The sequence below is a fragment of the Streptomyces sp. NPDC013457 genome (assembly GCF_043089925.1).
Lineage (GTDB): Bacteria > Actinomycetota > Actinomycetes > Streptomycetales > Streptomycetaceae > Streptomyces.
Map to the genome: position 1 here is coordinate 48,018 of NZ_JBICBL010000010.1, position 22,488 is coordinate 70,505.

The window sequence follows — 22,488 nt, forward strand, 5'->3', positions numbered from 1 at the left end:
TGCGACTACGGCTGTAGTACCTTCGAGGTGCCCAACTACACCTGTAGTTCCCGAGGAGGAGTCATGGACCAGCACCGTGCCGTCGTCGTCGGAGCCGGCATCGGCGGACTCACCGTCGCCGTCGCCCTCCACCAGTCCGGCTGGGACGTCACCGTCCTGGAGCGCGCCGCCGCCCTGACCCCCGTGGGAGCCGGCATCGGGCTCGCCCCCAACTCCCAGCGCGCGCTGGACGTCATCGGCCTCGGCGACCGCGTCCGTGAACTGTCCGCCTGGCAGGGCGACGGCGGCATGCGCGCCCCCGACGGCCGCTGGCTCGCCCGAACCAGCGCGAAGGCGGCCGCCGAGCGCTTCGGCGGCCCGCTCGTCCTGCTGCACCGCGCCACCCTCGTCGAGATCCTCGCCTCCGCCCTCCCCGAAGGGGTCGTACGGACCGGAGCCGCCGCGTCCCTCGTCGACCCCGGCGACGACGGACGGCCCGCCCTCGTCAGGATCGCCGACGGGGACGGGGACGGGGGCCAGGAGATCGAGGCCGACCTCGTCGTCGGCGCCGACGGCATCCGCTCCACGCTCCGCCGCGCCCTCTTCCCCGGCCACCCCGGCCCCGCCTACTCCGGCTTCACCACGTGGCGCGTGGTCGTCCCCGCCCCCGACCGGCCCTTCGCCCCGCACGAGACCTGGGGCGGCGGCCGCCTCTGGGGCACCCAGCCCCTCAAGGACGGCCGGATCTACGCCTACGCGATGGCCGCCGCCCCGGAGGGCGCCCACGCCCCCGACGACGAGAGGGCCGAACTCCTCCGCCTCTTCGGCGACTGGCACCAGCCGGTCCCCGAGATCCTCGCCGCCGTCGAACCGGCCGGCGTGCTGCGGAACGACGTGCACCACCTGATCGACCCCCTGCCCGCCTTCCACCAGGGCCGTGTCGCCCTGCTCGGCGACGCCGCCCACGCCATGCAGCCCACCCTCGGCCAGGGCGGCAACCAGGCCATCGAGGACGCGATCGTCCTCGCCCACCACATCGCCCGGGGAGCTCCGCCGAGCCGCGCCCTCACCGCGTACACCGCCGACCGGCTGCCGCGCACCACCGCGATCGTCCGCAAGGCCGCCCGCACCGGCCGGCTCACCCTGCTGAGCGCCCCACCCGCCGTCGCCCTGCGCAACGCGCTCATCGCCGCCGTCTCACGGTTCGGCCCCGGACTCGTGCTGCGCGGCTTCGACGGCATCGCCGACTGGCGGCCCCCGCTCGCCGACGAGCGGGCCCGCGTAAGCTGACCAGCGCGAACGGCGGGCCGCAGGCCGCCGGAGAGAGCACACCAACAAGCGCTAGGGAGACCCCGTGAAGGTCGGCTGCATCGGACTCGGCGACATCGCTCAGAAGGCATATCTCCCCGTCCTCGCCGCCCTCCCCGGGGTCGAACTCCACCTCCAGACACGGACGAAGACCACTCTGGACCGGGTCGCCGAGATCCACCGCGTGCCCGGGAACCAGCGCCACGGCGACCTCGACTCGCTGCTCGCCGCCGGGCTGGACGCGGCGTTCGTGCACGCGCCGACGGACGCGCACCCCGAGATCACCGCCCGGCTCCTCCAGGCCGGCGTACCGACGTACGTCGACAAGCCGCTGGCGTACGAGTACGCCGACTCCGAACGGCTCGTGGAGCTCTCCGAGGCGCGCGGGGTGAGCCTGGCCGTCGGGTTCAACCGCAGGCTCGCCCCCGGCTACGCGCAGTGCCTGGACCACCCGCGCGAGCTGATCCTCATGCAGAAGAACCGCGTCGGCATGCCCGAGGACCCGCGCACCCTCGTCCTCGACGACTTCATCCACGTCGTCGACACCCTGCGCTTCCTCCTGCCGGGAGACGTCGAGCACACCGACGTACGCGCCCGGATCAAGGACGGGCTCATGCACCACGTCGTGCTCCAGCTCTCCGGGGACGGCTTCACCGCCATCGGCATGATGAACCGGATGAACGGCTCCACCGAGGAGATCCTGGAGGTCTCGGGCCAGGACACCAAGCGCCAGGTCCTCAACCTCGCGGACATCGTCGACCACAAGGGGCAGCCGACGACCCGCCGGCGCGGCGACTGGGTGCCGGTGGCCCGTCAGCGCGGTATCGAGCAGGCCGTGCTGGCCTTCCTCGACGCGGTACGGGACGGGACGACGCTCAGCGCTCGCGACGCCCTCGCCACCCACGAGCTGTGCGAGCGCGTGGTGCGCGAAGCTCTGACGCAGGCCTCCTGAGGGCACCCATGCCCTCGGCGGCGCAGAGCGCGGCCAGAACGCTCAGGGCGCCGTACAACACCCAGTCGCCGTACCGGACGTAGCCCGTCGTCCCCCGCGCCAGCGGTACGTCGTAGACGGCGGCCGCGCTCCGGTCGGTGCCCAGGGGCGCGCCGACCCGGCTGCCGTCCGGGGCGTACACGGCGCTGACACCGGTCAGCGTCGCGTGCACCATGGCCCGCCCGGACTCCGCCGCGCGCAGCGCCCCCAGCGAGGCGTGCTGCGCGGGCGCCCAGCTGTTCTGGAAGGTCGACGTCGCCGACTGGGCGACGAGCACGTCGGCGCCGTCGCGGGTCAGCCGGCGGCTCATGTCGGGGAACGCCGACTCGAAGCAGACCAGCGGGCCGATCCGCAGCGGCGGCCGGCCGTCCTCGGCCGGCAGCGTCATCACCACCGGCTCCGTCCCGCGTCGCCGGTCCTCGCCCGCCGCCTTGCCGACCGAGGTCACCCAGCCGAGCACCGGTCGCGCCGGGATGTACTCGCCGAACGGCACGAGCCGCATCTTGTCGTACCGGTCGCCCGTCGGGCCCTGCGGCCCTGTCAGAACACTGCTCTTGAAGATGCCCGGCCGGTCGGCGCGGCGTGCGTCCACATTGACGAGGATCGGCGCGTCCACGGCACGCGACAGGGCGGACAGCCGGGCCGCGAGATCGGTGCGCGCGGTCAGGTCGGCGCCGACGCTGCTCTCGCCCCAGACGACCAGATCGAGATCCTGGCCGGCGAGCTCCCTGGTGAGCTCCTCAGCCCGGGCGAACCGCTCCTCGGCGCCGGCCGGCCCGTCGTACACCCCCGGCTGGACGACGGCGATCCGCGCCGTGCCCTGCTCGCGAGGTGGTGTGACGCCCCACCAGACCACGCCCACGGTGAGGGCGCACACCACAAGGCCGACCAGGCCCGTCAGGCGTACGGCGGCCGTCGACACCACGAGCAGGGCCACAGCGGTGTTGACCGCCACCACGAGCAGCGAGACCAGCCAGACGCCGCCGACGGAGGCGAGCCGCAGCGCCGGTTCGACCTGCCACTGACTGGCGCCGAGGAGCCCCCAGGGCCCGCCCAAGCCCTCCCAGGACCGGGCGAGTTCGATGAGCAGCCAGCCGGAGGGGACGACGAGGATCGCGGCAGCGGCGCGCAGGCCGGAAGGACCGTCTCCGAGCATCGCGCGCACGAGCCATCCCCACGGCAGCCACAGCAGACCGAGCAGCGCGGCGATGACGAGGATGAAGACGTGCAGGCTCGGCATCAGCCACTGGTGCACGGCGAGCACGAACCCGACGCCGCCCAGCCAGCCCTCGAGGGCCGCCCGGCGCGCGGTGGGGGCGGTGCGAAGCAGCAGCAGCCAGGGGACGAGCGCGACATGGGCGAGCCACCACAGCCCGGCCTCCGGGAACGCCAGCGCGGGCAGGGCGCCGGCGACGACCGCGAGCACGGCGCGGGCGGCGCGGTGCGACGTCACGGGCACCGGGCGCGGACCGGTGCGTGCGCCGCTGCCGGGCGCGGCCGCGCCGTCGCGACTGCCGAACGGATTCCGCATGCGGCGTCGCCTCCAGGTGTCGCCTCCAGTGTGCGCCGCACGACCGCCGCGGCCCCACGGGCGCCACGACCGGACGACCCCTACGGCCGTACGTCGGTCAGGCCGTACGGTGCCGTACAGCGCGCGCGAACCGCCTACGGCCGTCAGAGGCGGCGCCACCTCTCCTCGACGACCACGGTGCGCAGCCGCCAGCCGCCGTCCGTCCGGGCCAGCGTGAACGTGTACCGGCCGCCGCAGACGAAGTCCTCGCCCGACTCGAAGCGCATCGGGTTCACGTAGTCGGCGCGGACGTCCGCGCTGTCGCCCGGGTAGCCGCCGAGGTCCTGGATCCGGACCCGGCGGTTCACGATGAGGTGCTGGCGCACCGGGAAGAGCCGCATCGTCTCCGCGAGCCAGTCGGCGACCTCGGTCGCGGGGCCCTCGACACCACCGGAGCCGCGGTAGTCGGCCCGGCCGTCGCGGGTGAACAGCGCCCGGTAGCCCGCCCAGTCGGAGTCGTCCACGGCCACCGCGTACCCGGTGACGAGGTCGTCGATGGCCATCCGGTCCATCACGGTCGCGAGGTCCACGCGCTGCGTCATCGCCTCAGTGTCGGGCAGCGGAGGCGGGGCGCCAAGAGCCGTGCGTCGGAGGCGTGGTCGGATACCGGTCATACTTCTCGGCATGCGTATCGACTTCGATCCCGACCGCAGTGACCGGAACAGTTTCTACCGGCTGCTCACCGCCACCGTCGTGCCCCGGCCCATCGCCTGGATCTCCACGACGTCGGCCGACGGGACCGACAACCTCGCACCGCACTCCTTCTTCACGATCTCCTCGGTCACGCCCCCGGTGGTGCAGTTCACCTCGGTGGGCCGGAAGGACTCGCTGCGGAACATCGAGGACACGGGCGCGTTCGTCGTGAACCTGTCCCCCGAGCCGCTCTTCGAGCAGATCAACGCCACCGCGACGGACTTCCCGCGCGGCGTGAGCGAGTTCGACGCCTGCGGGGTGGAGCGCGAGCCGAGCCTGCGGATCAAGCCGCCCCGGGTGGCGTCCTCGCCCGTCGCGCTGGAGTGCGAGCTGCACAGCACACTGCGGATCGGGGACTCGACCGTCGTCTTCGGACGGGTGGTGCACGCGGCGGTGGACGAGTCCGTGTTGGTGGACGGCCACCCCGACATCACGCTGATGCGCCCGCTGACCCGGCTCGGCCGGAACGAGTGGGGGACCCTGGGCGGCATCCGTGAGATCGCCCGGGTCCCGTACGACCCCGAGGTCTGACGCGTCACGCGGCTCAGGCGGCCTCCCAGCGGTGCGGGCGGCCGCCGCGCCACTCCACCAGGTGCGGATCGTCGAGGATCATGTCGGCGTCCTCGAGCCCCGCTCGGCGCAGGAACTCGACGAGGTCGGTGTCGTTGTGCGCCAGGCCCACGATCCGGCCGCGGACGGTGACGCGCCGCCCGCCGTCGGGGGACGGGCGGTGCACGACGATGGGGGGTTGCCAGGCCATGGTTCCAGGGTGCGACGCGCACCCGAAGATCGCCCGGCGGAGACCCGGCCCCGGCGGCGCCGGCCTGGGCCGACCGGCGCCGGACGGGTCAGCTGCCGGACTCGCCCGCGTGCGGGCTCAGCGTGTCCGTGCCGACCAGGATGAAGAGAAGGATGCCCAGGGCGATCCGGTAGATCACGAACGGCATGAAGCTCTTGGTCGTGATGAACTTCATGAACCAGGCGATGACGGCGTAACCGACGGCGAACGCGATGATCGTCGCGAAGATCGTCGGACCCCAGGACACATGGCCGCCCTCGGTGGCGTCCTTCAGCTCGAAGACGCCCGAGGCCAGCACGGCGGGGATGGCGAGCAGGAACGAGTAGCGGGCCGCCGCCTCGCGGGTGTAGCCCATCAGCAGACCGCCGGAGATCGTCGCGCCCGAGCGGGAGACGCCGGGGATCAGGGCCATCGCCTGGCAGATGCCGTAGATCAGGCCGTCCCGTACACCGAGGTCCTTGAGCGTCTTGCGCTCGCGGGCCGCGCGGTGCCGGCCGCCGGCCTCGTCACGGGCGGCGAGCCGGTCCGCGACGCCGAGGACGATGCCCATCACGATGAGCGTCGTGGCGATCAGCCGCAGATCGCGGAACGGGCCCTCGATGTGGTCCTTCAGCGTCACACCGAGCACGCCGATCGGGATCGAGCCGACGATGACCAGCCAGCCCATCTGCGCGTCGTGGTCGCCGCGCATCGACTTGTCGCGGAGCGAGCGGAACCACGCCGAGACGATCCGGGCGATGTCCTTGCGGAAGTAGATCAGGACCGCGGTCTCCGTGCCGATCTGCGTGATCGCGGTGAAGGCCGCTCCCGGGTCCTCCCAGCCGGCGAAGGCGGCGGTGAGGCGGAGGTGCGCGCTGGAGGAGATGGGAAGGAACTCCGTCAGCCCCTGGACGAGTCCGAGGATGAATGATTCGAACCAACTCATGGGGCTAGGGCCGTCCCGAATGTGCTCGTGCGGTCAGATGGGGCGGTCGGATCGGAGATCGACCGCCGGTCGTTGCGCAGCGTACCGTCCCTGGGTGAAGCCCTTGATCTCAGGTCTCCACAGGGCCCTTGGTCGTCCAGCCGGGTGACCGCACGTGGTGGGTCAGGCTGGCGGGGTCGGCCTCGCCGCCGCAGCCGGCGCAGACGACGCGCGGGCTGAGCACCTCGCCGCAGCTGTGTTCCAGGAGCACCGGGCGGTCCTCACCGTTCAGATGGCGATCGCCCCAGGCCATCAGCGTCAGCAGGACGGGCTGCAGCTCCTTCCCGGCGAGGGTGGCGCGGTACTCGAAGCGCGCCGGGCGCTCGCTGTACCGCACCTTCTCCAGGATCCCCGCCTCCACGAGCCGCTTGAGGCGGGCGGTGAGGATGTCGCGCGGGGCGCCGGTGTTCCGCGCGATGCGGTCGAAGCGGTGGACGCCGAGCGAGATCTCGCGCATCACCAGCAGCGCGTACTTCTCACCGACGAGGGCGAGGGTGTCGGCGATCGAACAGGGGCGGGGGGCGGCCTTCATGTGCCCAGCCTAAGGGAGCGGGCATCGGATGGTTTGAAAATCAAACCGACTGGGTTATGTTACTGGCAGGTGTAGGTCCAGTTTTCCAACTCACCAGGTGAGCGAGGAGCCGTCATCATGCGCGACGCCGTCATCGTCGAAGCAGTCCGTACGCCCATAGGCAGGGGGAAGGCCAACGGCGCCCTCTCCGAGGTCCACCCCGTCGCCCTGCTCTCCCACACCCTCAAGGCGCTGATCGACCGCAGCGGCATCGACCCCGCGCTCGTCGACGACGTCATCGGCGGAACGGTGGACCAGGTCGGCGAACAGGCCATGAACACCACCCGGTACGCCTGGCTCGGCGCCGGCTTCCCCGAGTCCGTGCCCGCCACCACCGTCGACCGCCAGTGCGGCTCATCCCAGCAGGCGGTGCACTTCGCGGCCCAGGGCGTGCTCTCGGGGGCGTACGACATCGCCGTCGCCTGCGGGGTCGAGTCGATGAGCCGGGTCCCGATGTGGTCGAACGTGCCGCCCGGGGCCGACCCCTTCGGACCGGGCGTCGCCGCGCGCTACCCCGAGGGCCTCGTGCCGCAGGGCATCAGCGCGGAGCTGATCGCCGCGAAGTGGTCCCTCGGGCGCGAGGCGATGGACGAGTTCGCCGCCGCCTCGCACGCCAAGGCCGCGCGGAGCTGGGAGGCCGGGCTCTTCGACGCGGAGGTCGTCCCGTACGGAGAGGTCCGACGGGACGAGTCGGTGCGGCCCGCGACGACGACCGAGATCCTTGCGGGGCTCCGGCCCGCCTTCGAGGACCCCGGATTCGCCGAGCGCTTCCCGCAGATCGACTGGTCGGTGACGGCCGGCAACAGCAGCCCGACCAACGACGGAGCCTCCGCCGTGCTCGTCATGGCCGCCGAGACCGCCGAGCGGCTCGGTCTGCGGCCGCTCGCCCGGCTGCACAGCTTCGCGGTGACCGGTTCCGATCCTCTGCTCATGCTCACCGGCGTCATCCCCGCCACGGAGAAGGTGCTGCGGCGGGCCGGGCTCGGCCTGGAGGAGATCGACCTCTTCGAGATCAACGAGGCGTTCGCCAGCGTCGTGCTCGCCTGGCAGCAGGAGACCGGAGCGGACCCGGCCAAGGTCAACGTCCACGGTGGCGCCATCGCGCTCGGCCACCCGCTCGGCGCGAGCGGCACCCGGCTGACGACCACCCTGGTCCACGCCCTGCGCGCACGGGGCGCGCGCTACGGCCTCCAGGCGATGTGCGAGGCGGGCGGCCTGGCGAACGCGATGATCGTCGAGGCGCTCTGAGGCAGGGCGCCTCCGAGGATCGGCGGACTTTCGGCGTCAGCGGACCTCAGGGTCAGCGGACCTCCCGGGCCGCCGCCGGTTCCAGGGGGCGCTCCGGTGAGGGCGCGGCGGGCGCGGCGGGGGACGGGGCGGCGCCCGCCCTCTCCCTGGCCCGCAGGCCGTGGCGCTTGCGCCAGGCCACGGCCGCCGCGCCCAGGCCGGACACGACGATGAAGCCCATCGACACGAGGAACGCGGGCGACGTCGGTGACCCCGCCTGGCTGCCCGCCACCACGTACGCCGCAGTGTTCGGGATCGATCCGAGCCCGGTGGCCAGCAGGAACGGCGCGTACCCCATCCGGGAGACCGCCGCGCAGTAGTTGGCCGCCGCGAACGGCACCCCGGGGAAGAGCCGGATCGCCAGCATCGAGCGGAACTCGTGCCGGCTCAACTGCCCGTCCGCAGCCGTCAGCCAGCGGCCCCGCAGCAGCGGCCGCAGCGCGTCCTGCCCCAGCAGCCGCCCCAGCGTGAACGAGATGCCCGCCCCGAGGACCGTCCCTGCCAGCGCGGCCGCCAGCCCCGCCTGCATACCGAACAGCGCGCCCGCCGCCAGGTTCAGGATGGGTCGCGGTACGAAGGCGGCGGTGCACACGCCGTACGCCAGACCGAACAGCACCACCGCCCCCGCGCCGTTCGCCTGCGGCGGCCAGCCGGCCGCGAGCAGCCGCTGTGGCTCGTACAGGACCACGGTCGTCGCCGCGCCGAGGAGGAGCGCGGCGAGCAGGGACAGCCGCGACCAGGGCGAGAGCAGAGCCCGGGAGCAGCGCAGAGCGAGGGAGCCCGGCGGTCGGGTGACGGGGTCGAGCATCAGGGGAGAGTAACCGAACCCCCCATGTGATCGCCGTAATGTCCGTCATCCGCCTACTGTGAGCCGTATGACGTCCGCGCCGCCCGCCGTCCCCGCCAGCGCCCTCGCCGACACCGTGCTCGGGCGTCTCACCGAGGTCTATCCCACCGCCGGGGACCCGTTCCGGGCCCAGGAGATGGTGGCGTACATGAAGGGCGCCGCTCCCTTCCTCGGCATCCGCACCCCCGAGCGGCGCGCCCTGTCCCGCACCGTCCTGGAAGGCACCCCGCGCCCCGACGAGGCGGACTGCGCGGCCGTCGCGCTGCGCTGCTTCGCCCTTCCGGAGCGCGAGTACCACTACTTCGGCGTCGACTACCTGCGCCGCCACGTCAAGCGCTGCTCCTCCGGCTTCCTGCCCGTCGCCCGGCACCTCGTCACCACCGAATCCTGGTGGGACACCGTCGACCACCTCGCCGCCCACGTCGTCGGCGGGCTCGTCGCCGCCGACCCGCGGCTCGCAGCGCGGATGGACGAGTGGATCGAGGACGACGACCTCTGGGTCGCGCGGACCGCGCTGCTCCACCAACTCCGGTTCAAGGGCGCCACCGACACCGAGCGGCTGTTCGCCTACTGCCTGCGCCGGGCCTCCGACACGGACTTCTTCCTCCGCAAGGCGATCGGCTGGGCCCTGCGCGAGTACGCCAAGACCGGCCCCGACGAGGTGCGCGCGTTCGTCGACGGAAACCGGGAGAGGTTCGCCCCGCTCTCCGTGCGCGAGGCGCTCAAGCACCTCTGAACTCCCCCTCGGGGGAAAATCGTTCGACGTCCGTCCCCCGTCCCGGGATGATCGTGGGCATGTTCCGGTACGCCTTCCTCGCAGCACGGACCGCAGTCGCGGCCGCGCCGAAGGCTGCCGATCTCCTCGTTCCCGGCACGGCAGCCGCATTCGACGGCGCCCGAAGCTGACCCTCCCCGGATCGTCCGGCGGACCCCCCAGGGGGAGGGTCGGTCAGGCCACGGGGTCCCCTCACACGCTTCGAGCTCAAGGAACGAGCGAACCATGTCCAAGACGGCGTACGTGCGCACCAAGCCGCACCTGAACATCGGCACCATGGGCCACGTCGACCATGGCAAGACCACTCTCACCGCCGCCATCACCAAGGTCCTCAGCGAGCGCGGGACCGGCACGTTCGTGCCCTTCGACCGGATCGACCGCGCGCCCGAGGAGGCGCAGCGCGGCATCACCATCAACATCGCGCACGTCGAGTACGAGACCGACACCCGCCACTACGCCCACGTCGACATGCCCGGTCACGCCGACTACATCAAGAACATGGTCACGGGCGCCGCCCAGCTCGACGGTGCGATCCTCGTCGTCTCCGCGCTCGACGGGATCATGCCGCAGACGGCCGAGCACGTCCTCCTCGCCCGCCAGGTCGGCGTCGACCACATCGTCGTCGCGCTCAACAAGGCCGACGCGGGGGACGACGAGCTGACCGACCTGGTCGAGCTGGAGGTGAGGGAGCTGCTGTCCGCGCACGGCTACGGCGGCGACGCCGTCCCCGTCGTCCGGGTCTCCGGGCTCAAGGCACTGGAGGGGGACCCACGGTGGACCGCCTCGATCGAGGCGCTCCTGGACGCCGTGGACACGTACGTACCGATGCCGGTGCGCTATGTGGACGCCCCCTTCCTGTTGTCCGTCGAGAACGTGCTCACCATCACGGGCCGTGGCACGGTCGTCACCGGCGCGGTCGAGCGTGGGACGGTGCGGGTCGGCGACCGCGTGGAGGTGCTCGGCGCGGACACGGAGACGGTCGTCACCGGCGTGGAGACCTTCGGCAAGCCCATGGAGTCCGCCGAGGCCGGTGACAACGTGGCCCTGCTGCTGCGCGGTGTCGCACGCGACACGGTCCGCCGCGGGCACGTGGTGGCGGCGCCCGGCAGTGTGGTCCCGCGCCGGCGGTTCACCGCGCAGGTCTACGTCCTGTCGGCGAAGGAGGGTGGTCGCACCACCCCCGTCTCGACCGGCTACCGCCCGCAGTTCTACATCCGGACCGCGGACGTCGTCGGCGACGTCGACCTGGCCGAGCAGGCCGTCGCGCGGCCGGGCGACACGGTCACGATGACCGTCGAGCTCGGACGTGACGTACCGCTGGAGCCCGGCCTCGGCTTCGCGATCCGCGAGGGCGGCCGCACGGTCGGCGCGGGCACGGTCACGACCGTGGACTGACCGCACGCCTACGGGCGGGCCCCGCATTCCGCACCCACGGAGTGCGGGGCCCCGCCTTGCGGGACGGACGGGACCACCGGCGCCCTGGGGCGGACGGGCTCGCATCGCGGCGCCCCGTGCCGGTCGGGCTCGGGCCGCCGCCCGCGCGGAGGCGGTCCGTGGTCTGCGGGCACAATGAGAGCGTGAACGAGCAGATACCCGTCATCCGGGACGTCGACGGCGGCACCGCCCGGCTCATGCCCGACGTCGACCGCGAGCGGGCCTGGCTGCTCACGGTCGAGGGCGCTCCGCAGTCGTACGTCGACCTGGACGATCCGGCGTACCTGGAATTCGAGTACACGCGCCGGCTGGCCCACGTCCTCGACAGCGCCGCGGACGAGGGCGAGCCGCTCGCCGTCCTGCACCTCGGCGGCGGGGCGCTCACCCTGCCCCGGTACGTCGCGGCCACCCGACCGGGCTCCCGCCAGGACGTGGTCGAGGCCGACCGGGGCCTGCTCGACCTGGTCACCGAGCACCTGCCGCTGCCGGACGGCTCCGGTGTCGCCGTGCACGGCGCCGACGCCCGGGCCTGGCTGGAGGGCGCGCCCGCCGCATCGGCGGACGTGCTCGTCGCCGACGTCTTCGGGGGCTCGCGCGTCCCCGCCCACCTGACCTCCGTGGAGTACGCCCGCGAGGCCCGGCGGGTGCTGCGGCCGGGCGGGATCTACGCGGCCAACCTGGCCGACGGGGCGCCGTTCGCCTTCCTCCGCTCCCAACTGGCCACCTTCGCGGCCGTCTTCCCCGAACTGGCGCTGATCGCCGAGCCCGCGGTGCTGCGCGGCCGCCGCTTCGGCAACGCCGTCCTCGTCGCCTCCGACGGCGAGATCGACACGGTGCGCCTGGCCCGGCGTGCGGCGGCGGACGCGTTCCCCGCGCGGGTGGAGTACGGCGACACCCTGACGCGCTTCACCGGCGACGCCCGGCCGGTGAGCGACCCGGACGCCGTGCCCTCTCCCGTACCGCCGGACGGGGCGTTCAGCGTGGGGTGACGGCGGCGGCGACGACGGGGGCTGGGGCTGGGGCGGTCAGCGCGCCGTGTCCGCGCCCGAAGCCGTAGGCGCGGGCAAGGGCGTGGGCTCCGGCAGAAGGGGAGTGGCAGGACCGGAGGCGATCTGCTTCGTGCGCCGCGTCAGGTTCCTGACGTCCGGGACGAACAGCACCAGCGCCGTCACGACCACGATCAGGACCGCTGAACCCCACAGCGCCTGACTCCGCCCGAAGACGCTCTCCGCCGGGCCCGCCAGAGCCGTGGACAGCGGGAGCATGGCGGTCGATCCGAACCAGTCGTACGCGGCGACCCGGGACAGTTTCTCCTCGGGGATCTCCTGGTGCAGCGTCGTCATCCACGCCACACCGAACACCTCGATGGCGACCCCGCTGACGAACATGGCCGCCGAGAGCCCGACGACGTCGAGCGGCACCGCGAGCGCGGCCGAGGGCAGGGCGATCGGGAAGACGCCCAGGGTGCCGACGAGCAGCATCCGGCGCGGCTTCCAGCGCATCATCAGCAGCGCGCCGCTGAGCGTACCGACGCCGAACGCGGCGAGGGCGAGCCCCCATGGCTTGGCGCCGCCCAGCTCGTCCCGGGCGACCAGCGGTCCGTACACCGACTCGGCCGCGCCGACCAGGGCCACGACGATGGAGAACTGGGCCACGATCGACCACAGCCACGGCCGCCCGACGAACTCCTGCCAGCCCTCGCGCAGATCGGCGAGGAGTCCGCCGCCCGCCTCGCGTTCGCGGATGTGGCTGACGTCGAGGAAGGCGCGCAGCGCACCGGCGACGGCGAACGCGGCCGCGTCGATGGCGAGGACCCAGCCGGGGCCGACGGCGGCGATCATCGCGCCGCCGAGAGCGGCCCCGCCGATGCCGGCGCCGTGCATCGCCATCCGGAAGAGCGCGAAGGCGCGGCTGACCTGCTCGCCGCTGACGCTGGACATCAGCATGCCCTCGGCCGCCGGGCTGAAGAACGCCTGACCCGTTCCGCACAGCGCGGTGAGCAGCATCATCTGCCACAGCTGCGGCTCGCCGGCGAGGACGAGGACGGCGAAGGCACCCTGCGAGACGCAGTTCAGGGCGTTGGCGGCCACCATCACGCGGTGCCGGGGTATGCGATCGGCGACGGCGCCGCCGATGAGGAGGAAGAGGACGAGCGGCAGTGTCCTGGCCGCCGCCACGAGACCCACGTCGCCGCCGTCGCCGCCGGTCTGGATCACCGCGAACGCCGCCGCGATCAGGGCGCCGTGGGTGCCCAGGTTGGTGACGATCGCGGCGGCGGTCAGCAGGATGTAGTTGCGGCCGGCCCATTCGGGGCGGCGCGAGCGCGGGGCGCGGGGGGAGGCGGCGGCAGTACTCACTCCGGGACTATCCCCGGCTCCACCGCCTCCTGCCAAACGGATTACCCGTCAGCTCGCCGTCCGGCCGCTCGTTCTCCGGCCGCCGTCGCCCTTACATCGCCCGTACGTCGCCTGGATCAGAGCCGAGGGGATCCGAGGGGATCTGAGCGGGTCCCCTCGGCTCCCCTCGTCAGGATCCTTCGGGGGCCAGTCGCACCGTGGCGAGGATCTTCTGGATCGTCGCGTCCGCCAGCTCGTCCTTGACGCCGTCGGCCCCGTAGAGCACGAAGGACGAGAAGTCGCCCTTGGCGTTCTTGAAGGAGAACGCGAGGGACTTGCCGTCCGACTCGCAGCTGTTCCGCTTCTTGATTCCCGGGGCGGTCGCTGTAGCGACGTGGCCCGCGAGACCGGACGTGGTGGTGTACGGCACCGCCTTGGTGATCTTGATGGTCCCCTTGGGCATGTGCTGGGCGTAACCGGCCCACACCCAGTTGCCGGCCTCGTTGAACGCCGCCTCGGCGGTGTCCTTGGCGCCCTGGCCGCCCTTGGTGCCGGCGCTGCTCAGACCCCAGTTCTCCTCGGAGCCGTCCTTGTTCGTGTCGAGGGTGCACCACTTGCTCTTGTAGCGCACGGGGGCGGACATGGTGACGACCGGAGTGCCGTCGCCCTTCTTCTCGTCCTCGAAGAACGTGACGGAGCCGGGCTTCAGGAGCTCCCAGTCGGGCGGTACGTCGAACAGCGTGCCGTACTTCGGGTTGTGGACGACCTTCCAGCCCGGGATCGTCGGCTGCAGCGCGGCGTCGTCGCGCGGGTTGTCGAGCGAGGGGGAGGTGGACGGCTCACCGGAGCCGCCGGAAGCGGAGGCCGAGGCCGTCGCCTTCGAGTCGCCGCCCGCCTTCGTGTTCTTGTCGTCGTCGTCCCCGAGGACCAGGAACCCGGTGACACCGGCGACGACGACCACGGCGGTCGCGGCGAGGATGGCGATCAGGGTCGTCTGCTTCTTCTTGCCGTCACCGGGCCCGCCCTGAGGTGCGCCCGGGACCGCGTACTGCGGCACGGTCGGCTGCTGGTAGGGGTTGGGCTGCTGGTAGCCGGGCTGCGCGGGCTGCTGGGGGTAACCCGGCTGCGTGGGCGGCTGGGCCGGCGGCTGCTGCGGGTACCCGGGCTGCTGCTGGTAGCCGGGCTGTTGGTACGGGTTGGGCTGCTGGTACCCCGACTGCTGGTAGGGGTTCTGACTCTGGTCCTGCGGGTTCTGCTCGCCCCCGGGCGGCTGCTGTCCTGGCCACATGGCCAGTAACCATAGAGGTGTGGCCGGAGGCGTGCTACGCCCGCCCCCGTGAGGGTGTGGTGCAGACGGGGATGGCCTTCTCTGCTACCCGTGGGTAACATCGCCGCCATGAGCGCAGACCAGATGTCCGTCGGCGAGATGCTCGCCGCGACCGTTCCCATGGCCAGGACCCTGAACCTCGAGTTCCTCGAGACCACTTCCGAGCGTGCCGTGGTCCGCCTGCCGGACCAGGCCGACTACCACAACCACGTCGGCGGCCCGCACGCCGGAGCCATGTTCACCCTGGCCGAGTCGGCCAGTGGCGCGATCGTCCTGGCCGCCTTCGGCGACCAGCTGAACCGCGCGGTGCCGCTCGCGGTCACCGCCGAGATCGGCTACAAGAAGCTGGCCATGGGCGTCGTCACCGCCACCGCCACGCTCGGCCGTCCGGCCGTCGAGGTCGTCGCCGAACTCGACGCGGGCGAGCGCCCGGAGTTCCCGGTCCACATCGCGATCACCCGCGAGGACGGCGCCGTGACGGGCGAGATGACGGTCGTCTGGACCCTGCGCCCGAACGGCCAGGGAAAGTAGGGGAGTAACGGACGACGGGCCGCGCCCCGGACCCGCCGGACTCGCGGGCCGCGCCCCGGGCTCGAGGGTCACGCTCCGGAGCCGCGGCTCCGGGGTAGCGTCCCGGACCGGCAGACGGCGTCCCGGAACCGCAGGTCGCGTCCCGGACCGGCAGACGGCGCTCCGGACCCGCGGGTCGCGTCCCGGACTCGCCGACCGTGCCGGGGCCCCGCGGGCCGCGCCTGGCCGATGGTGACGACGCGGGCCCAGGGCGGTGGCCGCCCACGGCGCGGGCGATCGCGGCGACCTCCGGAAGCGCGCTGTCCGCCCCGGCGTCGCTGACCGGGCCCGAGGTGTCGATGACCACCGGTGCCCGTGGCGGAGTCCGCCGCAGGCTCGGGAGCACGGTGCCGGGCAGGGAGGTCGAGCGGCGGGAGGGACAGCCGTACGCGTAGTCATCGCCCTTGCCCGGCCTCGAGGCCGCCGAACGGAGCGCCGCGCCCAGCAACTCCCGCCACGGCTGAGGCGGGTGGAACGCCTCCTCCGCCCACCGCCGCCACCCCTTCGGGGCGTCCCCCCGGCCGGCCGGAGATGCCCTGCGCCACCCGGAACCGCACCGCGTGCCGCTCCTGCGCGCTCAGACCGTATTGCGCCCTCCGGTCCCAGGTCCCACTCCCTCGCGCGGCCGTCCGCGCCGCTGCCGCAGTCCAGCCGGGCGAGCCCCTGCGTCCACGGCCCGCAGTCGGCCGGGCGTCGTCGTGCGACCAGGTAGGCTGCCCCGGCGTGCGCGACGCGGCGTGCGCTCGACACGGGAGGAATCCGCGTTGCACGTCCAGGAATGGCTGGAGACGATCCCCGCGGGCGCGATCTACGCGCTGGTGGGTGTGGTGATCGGGCTCGAGAGCCTGGGGATCCCGTTGCCCGGCGAGATCGTCCTCGTCAGCTCGGCCCTGCTCGCCTCCCAGCACGGTGACATCAACCCGTACGTCCTCGGCGCCTGCGCCACCGCCGGGGCCATCATCGGCGACTCGATCGGGTACGCGATCGGCCGCAGGGGCGGGCGCCCGCTGCTGGCCTGGCTGGGCGGGAAGTTCCCCAAGCACTTCAGCGAGGCCAACATCGCGCTCGCCGAGCGGTCCTTCGAGAAGTGGGGCATGTGGGCGGTCTTCTTCGGCCGTTTCGTCGCCCTGCTGCGGATCTTCGCCGGACCGCTCGCGGGTGTGCTGAAGATGCCGTACTGGAAGTTCCTGATCGCCAACGTCTTCGGAGGCATCCTCTGGGCGGGTGGCACGACCGCTGTCATCTACTCGGTGGGCATCGTCGCCGAGGCGTGGCTCAAGCGCTTCTCGTGGCTGGGTCTGGTGCTCGCCGTCCTGGTCGGCGTGACCTCGATGCTGGTCCTGAAGAACCGTGCGAAGAAGGCCGCGGCCGAGGCCGGGACCCGGTCCGGGACGAAGACGGAGAGCGAGCCGGCCGCGGAGCCGGCGCCCGTGCCGGTGGCGGACTGATCCGAGCGGGAGTTCCGCACCTCCACACGGACGTATGCGCAAGGGCGCGGTGGCCTCACGGCCGCCGCGCCCTTCGCTGTGGCCCTCAGTCCTGGAAGGCCTCGGCGTGGCCCTTGGCCAGGTGGAGGTACATCTCCGCGTTGAGGCGGATGCCGGCCTGCTCCTCCTCCGTCAGCGGGCGCCGGACCTTGGCCGGGACACCGGCCACCAGCGAGCCCGGCGGGATCTCCATCCCCTGCGGGACGAGCGCCTGCGCGGCGATCAGCGAACCGGCGCCGACGCGGGCCCCGTTGAGGACCGTGGCGCCCATGCCGACCAGGACGTCGTCCTCGATGGTGCAGCCGTGGACGGTCGCGTTGTGGCCGACCGTCACGCGGTCGCCGATCGTGACCGGGAAGCCCGGGTCGACGTGGACGGTGCAGTTGTCCTGGATGTTGGAGTCCTCGCCGACGACGACGGGACCGCAGTCCGCCCGCAGCACCGCGTGGTACCAGACGCTGGCGCGGGCGCCGAGCGTGACATCGCCGAGCACGACGGAGGTCGGCGCGGTGAAGGCCGTCGGATCGACCTGCGGCTCCTTGCCGCCCACGGCCTTGATCAACGCCTCTGTCATGGTTCGCTCCTGGTCACTCGTGATTGCGTCACGCCTCCACGGCACCCTAGCCGCGGCCCATGACGGACATCACAGGGCACCCCGCCGATCAGGCACGACGGCGCCGACTACCGTGTGCGGGTGCCCAGGAACAGAAACACGTTCTCCTCTCTCACCGCCTGGCGGCGCCGCGTTCTCGCCCGCGCCCTGCAGGGCGGGTGGCGCTGGGTGCAGGAGGCCGGTGCCGTCACCGCCGAGAGCCCCGGACGGCTGCGCTTCAAGCGTCTCGGCGCGGGCACCCGGCTGGCGTTCCCGCAGGGGACGGTCTTCGGCGAGCGGTGGATCGAGATCGGCGAGTGCTGCATCGTCGCCGAGCAGGTCACGCTGACCGCCGGCATGCTGCCCGGCCTCGACCTCGGGCCGGACACGGTCCTGACCCTGGGCAACGGCGTCGTCCTGGGCCGCGGCAGCCATGTCATCGCCGACGCCCGGGTGACGATCGGCTCGGACACGTACTGCGGGCCGTACGTCTACATCACCTCGACCAACCACAGTTACGACGATCCGGACGAACCCGTCGGCAGGCAGTGGCCGCGCTCCGAGCCGGTCGAGATCGGCCCCGGCTGCTGGCTGGGCACGGGCGCCGTGATCCTGCCCGGCGCCAGGCTCGGCCGGAACGTGGTGGTCGCGGCGGGCGCGGTCGTACGGGGAGAGGTGCCGGACCACTCGGTGGTGGCCGGGGCGCCGGCGAAGGTGGTGCGCAGCTGGGACCCGGAGCGGGGCTGGCAGCCGCCGCTGCGCACGCCGGCCCCGGTGCCGGTCCCGGACGGAGTGACGCACGAGCAGCTCGCCGCCCTCGCCGACTGGGACCTCGCGGAGGGCTGACCGCAGCGAGGACCGCAGCGAGGACCGCAGCGAGGACCGCAGAGCGGACCACAGCGCGGGCGCGCGGTTCGGTCCCCGGCGCGGGCCGCCCGCGGGGGTCGGACCGGGCGCCGGAGCGGCATCCGGCGACGCCCGGGGACGCCCGACGATCGGCCCCGACGCCCGGTGACCGCCCCCGACGCCCGGCGGAGTGTGCCGTGGTCAGCCCGTCGCGAGCAGGACCGTGCCGACCAGGGCGAGGCCCGCGCCGGCCGCCTGGACCGCGCGGAGCCTCTCCTTCAGCACCCCGCGCGCGGCCAGCGCCGTGACCACCGGGTAGAGGTTCGCCAGCACCGCCGCGACCGTCACGGGCCCGTTCTGTGCCGCGATCGAGTACGTACCGTTGGCGGCGACGTCCGCGAGGCCGACGAAGGCGAGCGCGGGCAGGGCCGCCCACACGACGCTCAGCCCGCCGCCGCCCTCGGGCAGCGCCCGTCCGCCGCGCTTCACGGAGACGTACAGCGCGCCGCCGCCCACCGCCACGTTCGTCACCCGCTGGACGAACAGCGCGAGGAACAGTCCGGTCAGGGTCGAGGACGCCTCCGCGATCAAGGCCATCACCGAGCCGAACCCGAAGGCCGCGACCAGCGTGAGGAGCACGGCCTGGCGCTGCACGGGAGCGCCGCGCAGCTCGGGCCCGCCGGCGAGGACGATGCCGACGATCGCCACGCCGATCCCGGCGAACTGCAGGATGCCCGGCCGGTCACCGATGAGGAGGCCGACCGAGACCGGGACGACGACACCCAGCGAGCCGAGCGGGGAGACCACGCCCATCGGTCCGAGCGCCAGGGCCTTGTAGAAGGCGAGCATCGCGACCGGGCCGACGAGGCCCGCGGCGACGGCGTACCAGAGGTCGGGACTCACCTCGCGCCAGGCCCCGGTGGCGATCACGATCGCCCCGAGGACGACCACCGCGATCGTCTGCGAGACCACGAGCACCGTGAGCGCCGGCATGCGCCGGGTCAGCAGCCCGCCGCCGAAGTCGGCCAGGCCCCAGAGCAGGGCGGTGGCCAGGGCGAACAGCGCAGTCATGGATCCTCGCAGGGTGGCGGTCTCGCAGTACAGTGCGGTGGACAGCTGGGTACACCGCGGTAGACCACACCGTAGTTCAGTCTGTTGAACTCTGTCATCCAGAATATTGGACGGAATGTGTCGGACCTCGATCAGCTCACGCAGTCCCTCGCGCGGAACCTGAAGCGGTGGCGCAACGAGCGCGGTTTCACGCTGGACGCGCTCGCCGCTCGGGCGGGCGTCAGCCGCGGCATGATCATCCAGATCGAGCAGGCCCGGACGAACCCCAGCGTCGGCACCACCGTGAAGCTCGCTGACGCGCTCGGCGTCTCGATCACCACCCTCCTCGACTACGAGCAGGGCCCCCACGTCCGACTCGTCCCGCCCGCCCAGGCCGTGCGCATGTGGTCCACCTCCACCGGCAGCCACACGACCCTCCTCGCCGGCACCGAGGCGCGCGGCCCGCTGGAACTCTGGTCCTGGACGCTCATGCCGGGCGACGGCAGCGCCTCCGACCCGCACCCGGACGGCACCACCGAGCTGCTGCACGTCACAGCCGGGGAACTCACCCTGGTCGTGGAGGGGGAGGAACACCGCATCCCGGCCGGAACCTCCGCCGTCTTCGAGGCCAACGTGCCGCACGCCTACCGCAACGACGGCACCGAGACAGCCGAGATGACGATGGCCGTCTCCATTCCGCCCGCCCGCTGAGACGCCCAAGTCGGGCGAGCGCCGCACTTGTTAGCGTGGCCGGTATGCGCGCACCCATCGGAGACTTCGACAACGCGGTACCGGCCCCCGACTGCCTGGACCGGCTCACGGAACCGGTCGCCGCGGCCGTCCGGGCGTGGCAGGGGAGCGTCCCGGCGGACCAGCTCCTGTACGTCGACACCGACCCCGAGATCGCCGACACGGCCGTCTTCGTCGAGCACCACGGCCGGGACCTCCTCGACCGGTCGGCGAACTGCGTGATCGTCGCCGGAAAGCGGGGCGAGGAGACGACCCTGGCCGCCTGCGTCGTGCGCTCGGCCACCCGGGTCGACGTCAACGGCGCCGTCCGCCGTCACCTGGGCGCCCGCAAGGCGCGGTTCGCGGACATGGCGGTCGCGACCGGCGAGAGCGGAATGGAGTACGGCGGCATCACCCCCATCGGCCTCCCCGCCGACTGGCCCCTCCTCGTCGACGCCGCCGTCGTCGACACCGACTGGGTGCTCGTCGGCAGCGGACGGCGGCGCGGCAAGCTCATCCTGCCGGGCAAGGCCTTCGCCGAGCTGCCAGGCGCCGTCGTCCTGGAGGGTCTCGGCGTCGACGTCGCCGCCGGCTGAGCGGGGGCAGCCGAGTTCAGCCGAGGGCAGCCGCGGTCAGGCGAGGTCGGGCCGCGGGTCGAGCAGCGGGATCTCGATGGCGGGGCAGCGGTCCATGACCATGTCGAGCCCCGCCCCGCTGGTCCGCGCGTACGCCGCCTCGTCGATCACGCCCAGCTGGAACCAGACCGCCTTGGCGCCCACGGCCACCGCCTCGTCGGCGACCTGCCCCGCGTGCTCGCTGTTGACGAACACGTCCACCACGTCCACCGGGAACGGGATGTCGGCGAGCGAGGCGTATCCCTGCTCGCCGTGGACCGTCTCGGCCTTCGGGTGCACGGGCACGATCCGCTTGCCGTAGCGCTGGAGAACCGCCGCCACACCGTACGCGGCGCGTGATCGGTTCGACGACAGCCCGACGACCGCCCAGGTGTCGCCCGTGGCGGTCAGGATCTTTCGGACCACGTCCGACTCGGTGGTTCCGGTGGTGGGTGTCTCGACGCTCATCTGCTGCCTCCTGTGGCTCGTCGCTGAACACAACGGATCACGGGTACCGGTGATTCCCCCCGGCGGAGCGCGGCCGCCCCGCCATGATCGCCCCGCCCCGCCCGCCGCGACTACACCCGCTTGACCTCGACCTCGACGAAGGACAGCGGCAGGGAGCCGGCGTTGACGACCTCGTGTTCGGCTCCGGCCTCACGGGCGTAGGACTCACCCGCGCGCAGCTGCGAGGAGGTGACCGTGCCGTCGGGGGTGATCACGTCGGTCCGTCCATCGGTGACGGGGACGACGACGTAGTCGTACTCGTGGACGTGGCGGCCGGTGCTCTGTCCCGGATCGAAGTCCCAGCGCGTGACGCGTAGCCGATCGTCCTCGTGCTGCACTGTCGCGCGGGCGGTGGTCGTCATGGTCGGTCTCCTTGTCGTCGGACGCCGTCCCGGTGGCACGGACGCAGGGGCACGGACGCAGGGGCACGGTCGCCGGGGCACGGTCGCCGGGGCACGGTCGCCGGGGCACGGTCCCGGGTGGCAGGCTAACCGCCGGGGCCCCGGCACCGGGCGTCGGTGCCGCCTCCCTGTCCGCATAGGGTGGCGGGATGCAGGAGCAGTACCGCACGCTCGCCCGCGAGGGCGTGCACGAGACCGAGATCAACCGCTCGCGCTTCATCTGCGCGATGGCACCGGTGGCGACCGAGCAGGAGGCGCAGGACTTCGTCGCGCGCATCCGCAAGGAGCACCCGACGGCCACGCACAACTGCTTCGCGTACGTCGTCGGGGCCGACGCGTCCGTCCAGAAGGCGAGCGACGACGGCGAGCCCGGCGGCACGGCCGGTGTCCCCATGCTCCAGATGCTGATGCGGCGCGAGGTGCGGTACGTCGCCGCCGTCGTCACCCGCTACTACGGCGGCGTGAAGCTCGGCGCGGGCGGTCTGATCCGGGCGTACGGCGGAGTGGTCGGCGAGGCGCTGGACGCGCTCGGCACCCTCACCCGGCAGCGCTTCCGTCTCGCCACCGTCACCGTCGACCACCAGCGCGCGGGCAAGCTGGAGAACGACCTGCGGGCGACGGGCCGGAGCGTGCGCGACGTGCGCTACGGCGAGGCGGTCGCCATCGAGATCGGGCTCCCGGACGCCGACGTGGAGGCCTTCACGGCCTGGCTCGCCGATGCCACGGCCGGCACCGCGCGCGTGGAGCTGGGCGGCGAGGCGTACGGCGATGTCTGACCACCACCCGGACCCGGTGATCCCGCCGCGCGCGG

The 22,488-nt window shown here is 72.9% G+C and carries 25 protein-coding genes and 1 pseudogene; 13 read left to right on the plus strand and 13 right to left on the minus strand.

The window, feature by feature from the left end:
* Window positions 1-63: 63 nt before the first annotated feature.
* A complete protein-coding gene (locus tag ACF1G2_RS25980) occupies window positions 64-1,269 on the plus strand; it encodes an FAD-dependent monooxygenase (RefSeq protein WP_391800573.1) in 1,206 nt (401 codons plus the stop codon).
* 64 nt (window positions 1,270-1,333) lie between these two features.
* Window positions 1,334-2,239 (plus strand): Gfo/Idh/MocA family protein, encoded by a 906-nt coding sequence (locus tag ACF1G2_RS25985; RefSeq protein WP_391800574.1) that lies wholly within the window; start codon window positions 1,334-1,336, stop codon window positions 2,237-2,239.
* Here ACF1G2_RS25985 and lnt read toward each other — a convergent pair.
* Together lnt and ACF1G2_RS25995 are read right to left on the minus strand one after the other, a co-directional pair.
* Window positions 2,163-3,809 carry an apolipoprotein N-acyltransferase gene (gene lnt / locus ACF1G2_RS25990; protein ID WP_391800575.1) on the minus strand — a complete coding sequence of 549 codons (1,647 nt, stop codon included), beginning with the start codon at window positions 3,807-3,809 and terminating at the stop codon, window positions 2,163-2,165. The two genes, ACF1G2_RS25985 and lnt, sit on opposite strands and share 77 nt — an antisense overlap.
* Before the next feature lie 143 nt (window positions 3,810-3,952).
* On the minus strand, window positions 3,953-4,390 hold the full coding sequence (locus ACF1G2_RS25995; protein WP_391800576.1) for a nuclear transport factor 2 family protein: 438 nt from the start codon (window positions 4,388-4,390) through the stop codon (window positions 3,953-3,955).
* Window positions 4,391-4,472: 82 nt separating this feature from the next.
* On the opposite strand from ACF1G2_RS25995, the gene ACF1G2_RS26000 reads away from it, so the two are divergent.
* Window positions 4,473-5,072 carry a flavin reductase family protein gene (locus ACF1G2_RS26000; RefSeq protein WP_391800577.1) on the plus strand — a complete coding sequence of 200 codons (600 nt, stop codon included), beginning with the start codon at window positions 4,473-4,475 and terminating at the stop codon, window positions 5,070-5,072.
* A gap of 13 nt (window positions 5,073-5,085) precedes the next feature.
* Here the strand turns inward: ACF1G2_RS26000 and ACF1G2_RS26005 are convergent, their stop codons facing one another.
* From ACF1G2_RS26005 to ACF1G2_RS26015, 3 genes are all read right to left on the minus strand, one after another.
* The gene (locus ACF1G2_RS26005; RefSeq protein WP_391800578.1) at window positions 5,086-5,301 is read right to left on the minus strand and encodes a hypothetical protein; all 216 of its coding nucleotides are present in this window, start codon (window positions 5,299-5,301) and stop codon (window positions 5,086-5,088) included.
* Window positions 5,302-5,389: 88 nt separating this feature from the next.
* Window positions 5,390-6,265, minus strand: a complete 876-nt coding sequence (locus tag ACF1G2_RS26010) for an undecaprenyl-diphosphate phosphatase (RefSeq protein ID WP_385852935.1) — start codon at window positions 6,263-6,265, stop codon at window positions 5,390-5,392.
* Window positions 6,266-6,374: 109 nt separating this feature from the next.
* Window positions 6,375-6,836, minus strand: coding sequence for a winged helix-turn-helix transcriptional regulator (locus ACF1G2_RS26015; protein WP_391800579.1), 462 nt, complete (start codon window positions 6,834-6,836; stop codon window positions 6,375-6,377).
* 117 nt (window positions 6,837-6,953) lie between these two features.
* Between ACF1G2_RS26015 and ACF1G2_RS26020 the strand changes: the two genes are divergently transcribed.
* The gene (locus ACF1G2_RS26020; protein WP_391800580.1) at window positions 6,954-8,123 is read left to right on the plus strand and encodes a thiolase family protein; all 1,170 of its coding nucleotides are present in this window, start codon (window positions 6,954-6,956) and stop codon (window positions 8,121-8,123) included.
* A 52-nt stretch (window positions 8,124-8,175) separates the two neighbouring features.
* Here the strand turns inward: ACF1G2_RS26020 and ACF1G2_RS26025 are convergent, their stop codons facing one another.
* Window positions 8,176-8,970: a TVP38/TMEM64 family protein gene (locus tag ACF1G2_RS26025; protein ID WP_391800581.1), complete on the minus strand. Its 795-nt coding sequence runs from the start codon at window positions 8,968-8,970 to the stop codon at window positions 8,176-8,178.
* Between the two features lie 67 nt (window positions 8,971-9,037).
* Between ACF1G2_RS26025 and ACF1G2_RS26030 the strand changes: the two genes are divergently transcribed.
* The 3 genes from ACF1G2_RS26030 to ACF1G2_RS26040 all read left to right on the plus strand — a co-directional run bounded on the left by ACF1G2_RS26030 (window position 9,038) and on the right by ACF1G2_RS26040 (window position 12,207).
* Window positions 9,038-9,745, plus strand: a complete 708-nt coding sequence (locus tag ACF1G2_RS26030) for a DNA alkylation repair protein (protein ID WP_391800582.1) — start codon at window positions 9,038-9,040, stop codon at window positions 9,743-9,745.
* 264 nt (window positions 9,746-10,009) lie between these two features.
* The gene (tuf, locus tag ACF1G2_RS26035; RefSeq protein WP_391800583.1) at window positions 10,010-11,179 is read left to right on the plus strand and encodes an elongation factor Tu; all 1,170 of its coding nucleotides are present in this window, start codon (window positions 10,010-10,012) and stop codon (window positions 11,177-11,179) included.
* Window positions 11,180-11,361: 182 nt separating this feature from the next.
* Window positions 11,362-12,207 carry a spermidine synthase gene (locus ACF1G2_RS26040; RefSeq protein ID WP_391800584.1) on the plus strand — a complete coding sequence of 282 codons (846 nt, stop codon included), beginning with the start codon at window positions 11,362-11,364 and terminating at the stop codon, window positions 12,205-12,207.
* Window positions 12,208-12,243: 36 nt separating this feature from the next.
* On the opposite strand, the gene ACF1G2_RS26045 is transcribed toward ACF1G2_RS26040, so the two are convergent.
* Together ACF1G2_RS26045 and ACF1G2_RS26050 are read right to left on the minus strand one after the other, a co-directional pair.
* Window positions 12,244-13,575, minus strand: coding sequence for an MFS transporter (locus ACF1G2_RS26045; RefSeq protein ID WP_391800585.1), 1,332 nt, complete (start codon window positions 13,573-13,575; stop codon window positions 12,244-12,246).
* 169 nt (window positions 13,576-13,744) lie between these two features.
* Window positions 13,745-14,842, minus strand: coding sequence for a hypothetical protein (locus ACF1G2_RS26050; RefSeq protein WP_391800586.1), 1,098 nt, complete (start codon window positions 14,840-14,842; stop codon window positions 13,745-13,747).
* Between the two features lie 108 nt (window positions 14,843-14,950).
* Between ACF1G2_RS26050 and ACF1G2_RS26055 the strand changes: the two genes are divergently transcribed.
* Entirely contained in the window at window positions 14,951-15,412 is a 462-nt protein-coding gene (locus ACF1G2_RS26055; protein WP_391800587.1) for a DUF4442 domain-containing protein, read from the plus strand.
* 250 nt (window positions 15,413-15,662) lie between these two features.
* Here ACF1G2_RS26055 and ACF1G2_RS26060 read toward each other — a convergent pair.
* Window positions 15,663-16,129: pseudogene (locus ACF1G2_RS26060) on the minus strand (hypothetical protein); the annotation flags it as partial.
* Window positions 16,130-16,215: 86 nt separating this feature from the next.
* On the opposite strand from ACF1G2_RS26060, the gene ACF1G2_RS26065 reads away from it, so the two are divergent.
* Complete coding sequence (locus tag ACF1G2_RS26065) at window positions 16,216-16,899, plus strand: DedA family protein (protein WP_391800588.1); 684 nt, start codon at window positions 16,216-16,218, stop codon at window positions 16,897-16,899.
* Window positions 16,900-16,984: 85 nt separating this feature from the next.
* Here ACF1G2_RS26065 and ACF1G2_RS26070 read toward each other — a convergent pair whose 3' ends face one another.
* Entirely contained in the window at window positions 16,985-17,512 is a 528-nt protein-coding gene (locus ACF1G2_RS26070) for a gamma carbonic anhydrase family protein (RefSeq protein ID WP_391800589.1), read from the minus strand.
* 120 nt (window positions 17,513-17,632) lie between these two features.
* Here ACF1G2_RS26070 and ACF1G2_RS26075 point away from each other — a divergent pair, with 120 nt between their 5' ends.
* Complete coding sequence (locus tag ACF1G2_RS26075; RefSeq protein ID WP_391800590.1) at window positions 17,633-18,376, plus strand: acyltransferase; 744 nt, start codon at window positions 17,633-17,635, stop codon at window positions 18,374-18,376.
* Between the two features lie 201 nt (window positions 18,377-18,577).
* Here the strand turns inward: ACF1G2_RS26075 and ACF1G2_RS26080 are convergent, their stop codons facing one another.
* Window positions 18,578-19,447, minus strand: a complete 870-nt coding sequence (locus ACF1G2_RS26080; RefSeq protein ID WP_391800591.1) for an EamA family transporter — start codon at window positions 19,445-19,447, stop codon at window positions 18,578-18,580.
* Window positions 19,448-19,564: 117 nt separating this feature from the next.
* Between ACF1G2_RS26080 and ACF1G2_RS26085 the strand changes: the two genes are divergently transcribed.
* Together ACF1G2_RS26085 and ACF1G2_RS26090 are read left to right on the plus strand one after the other, a co-directional pair.
* Window positions 19,565-20,137: an XRE family transcriptional regulator gene (locus tag ACF1G2_RS26085; protein ID WP_352189478.1), complete on the plus strand. Its 573-nt coding sequence runs from the start codon at window positions 19,565-19,567 to the stop codon at window positions 20,135-20,137.
* A 44-nt stretch (window positions 20,138-20,181) separates the two neighbouring features.
* Window positions 20,182-20,751 carry a YbaK/EbsC family protein gene (locus tag ACF1G2_RS26090; RefSeq protein WP_391800592.1) on the plus strand — a complete coding sequence of 190 codons (570 nt, stop codon included), beginning with the start codon at window positions 20,182-20,184 and terminating at the stop codon, window positions 20,749-20,751.
* A 36-nt stretch (window positions 20,752-20,787) separates the two neighbouring features.
* Here the strand turns inward: ACF1G2_RS26090 and ACF1G2_RS26095 are convergent, their stop codons facing one another.
* The gene (locus tag ACF1G2_RS26095) at window positions 20,788-21,237 is read right to left on the minus strand and encodes a CoA-binding protein (RefSeq protein WP_391800593.1); all 450 of its coding nucleotides are present in this window, start codon (window positions 21,235-21,237) and stop codon (window positions 20,788-20,790) included.
* Window positions 21,238-21,347: 110 nt separating this feature from the next.
* Window positions 21,348-21,638 carry a cupin domain-containing protein gene (locus ACF1G2_RS26100; RefSeq protein ID WP_391800594.1) on the minus strand — a complete coding sequence of 97 codons (291 nt, stop codon included), beginning with the start codon at window positions 21,636-21,638 and terminating at the stop codon, window positions 21,348-21,350.
* Window positions 21,639-21,826: 188 nt separating this feature from the next.
* Between ACF1G2_RS26100 and ACF1G2_RS26105 the strand changes: the two genes are divergently transcribed.
* A complete protein-coding gene (locus ACF1G2_RS26105; RefSeq protein ID WP_391800595.1) occupies window positions 21,827-22,453 on the plus strand; it encodes a YigZ family protein in 627 nt (208 codons plus the stop codon).
* Window positions 22,454-22,488: the final 35 nt, after the last annotated feature.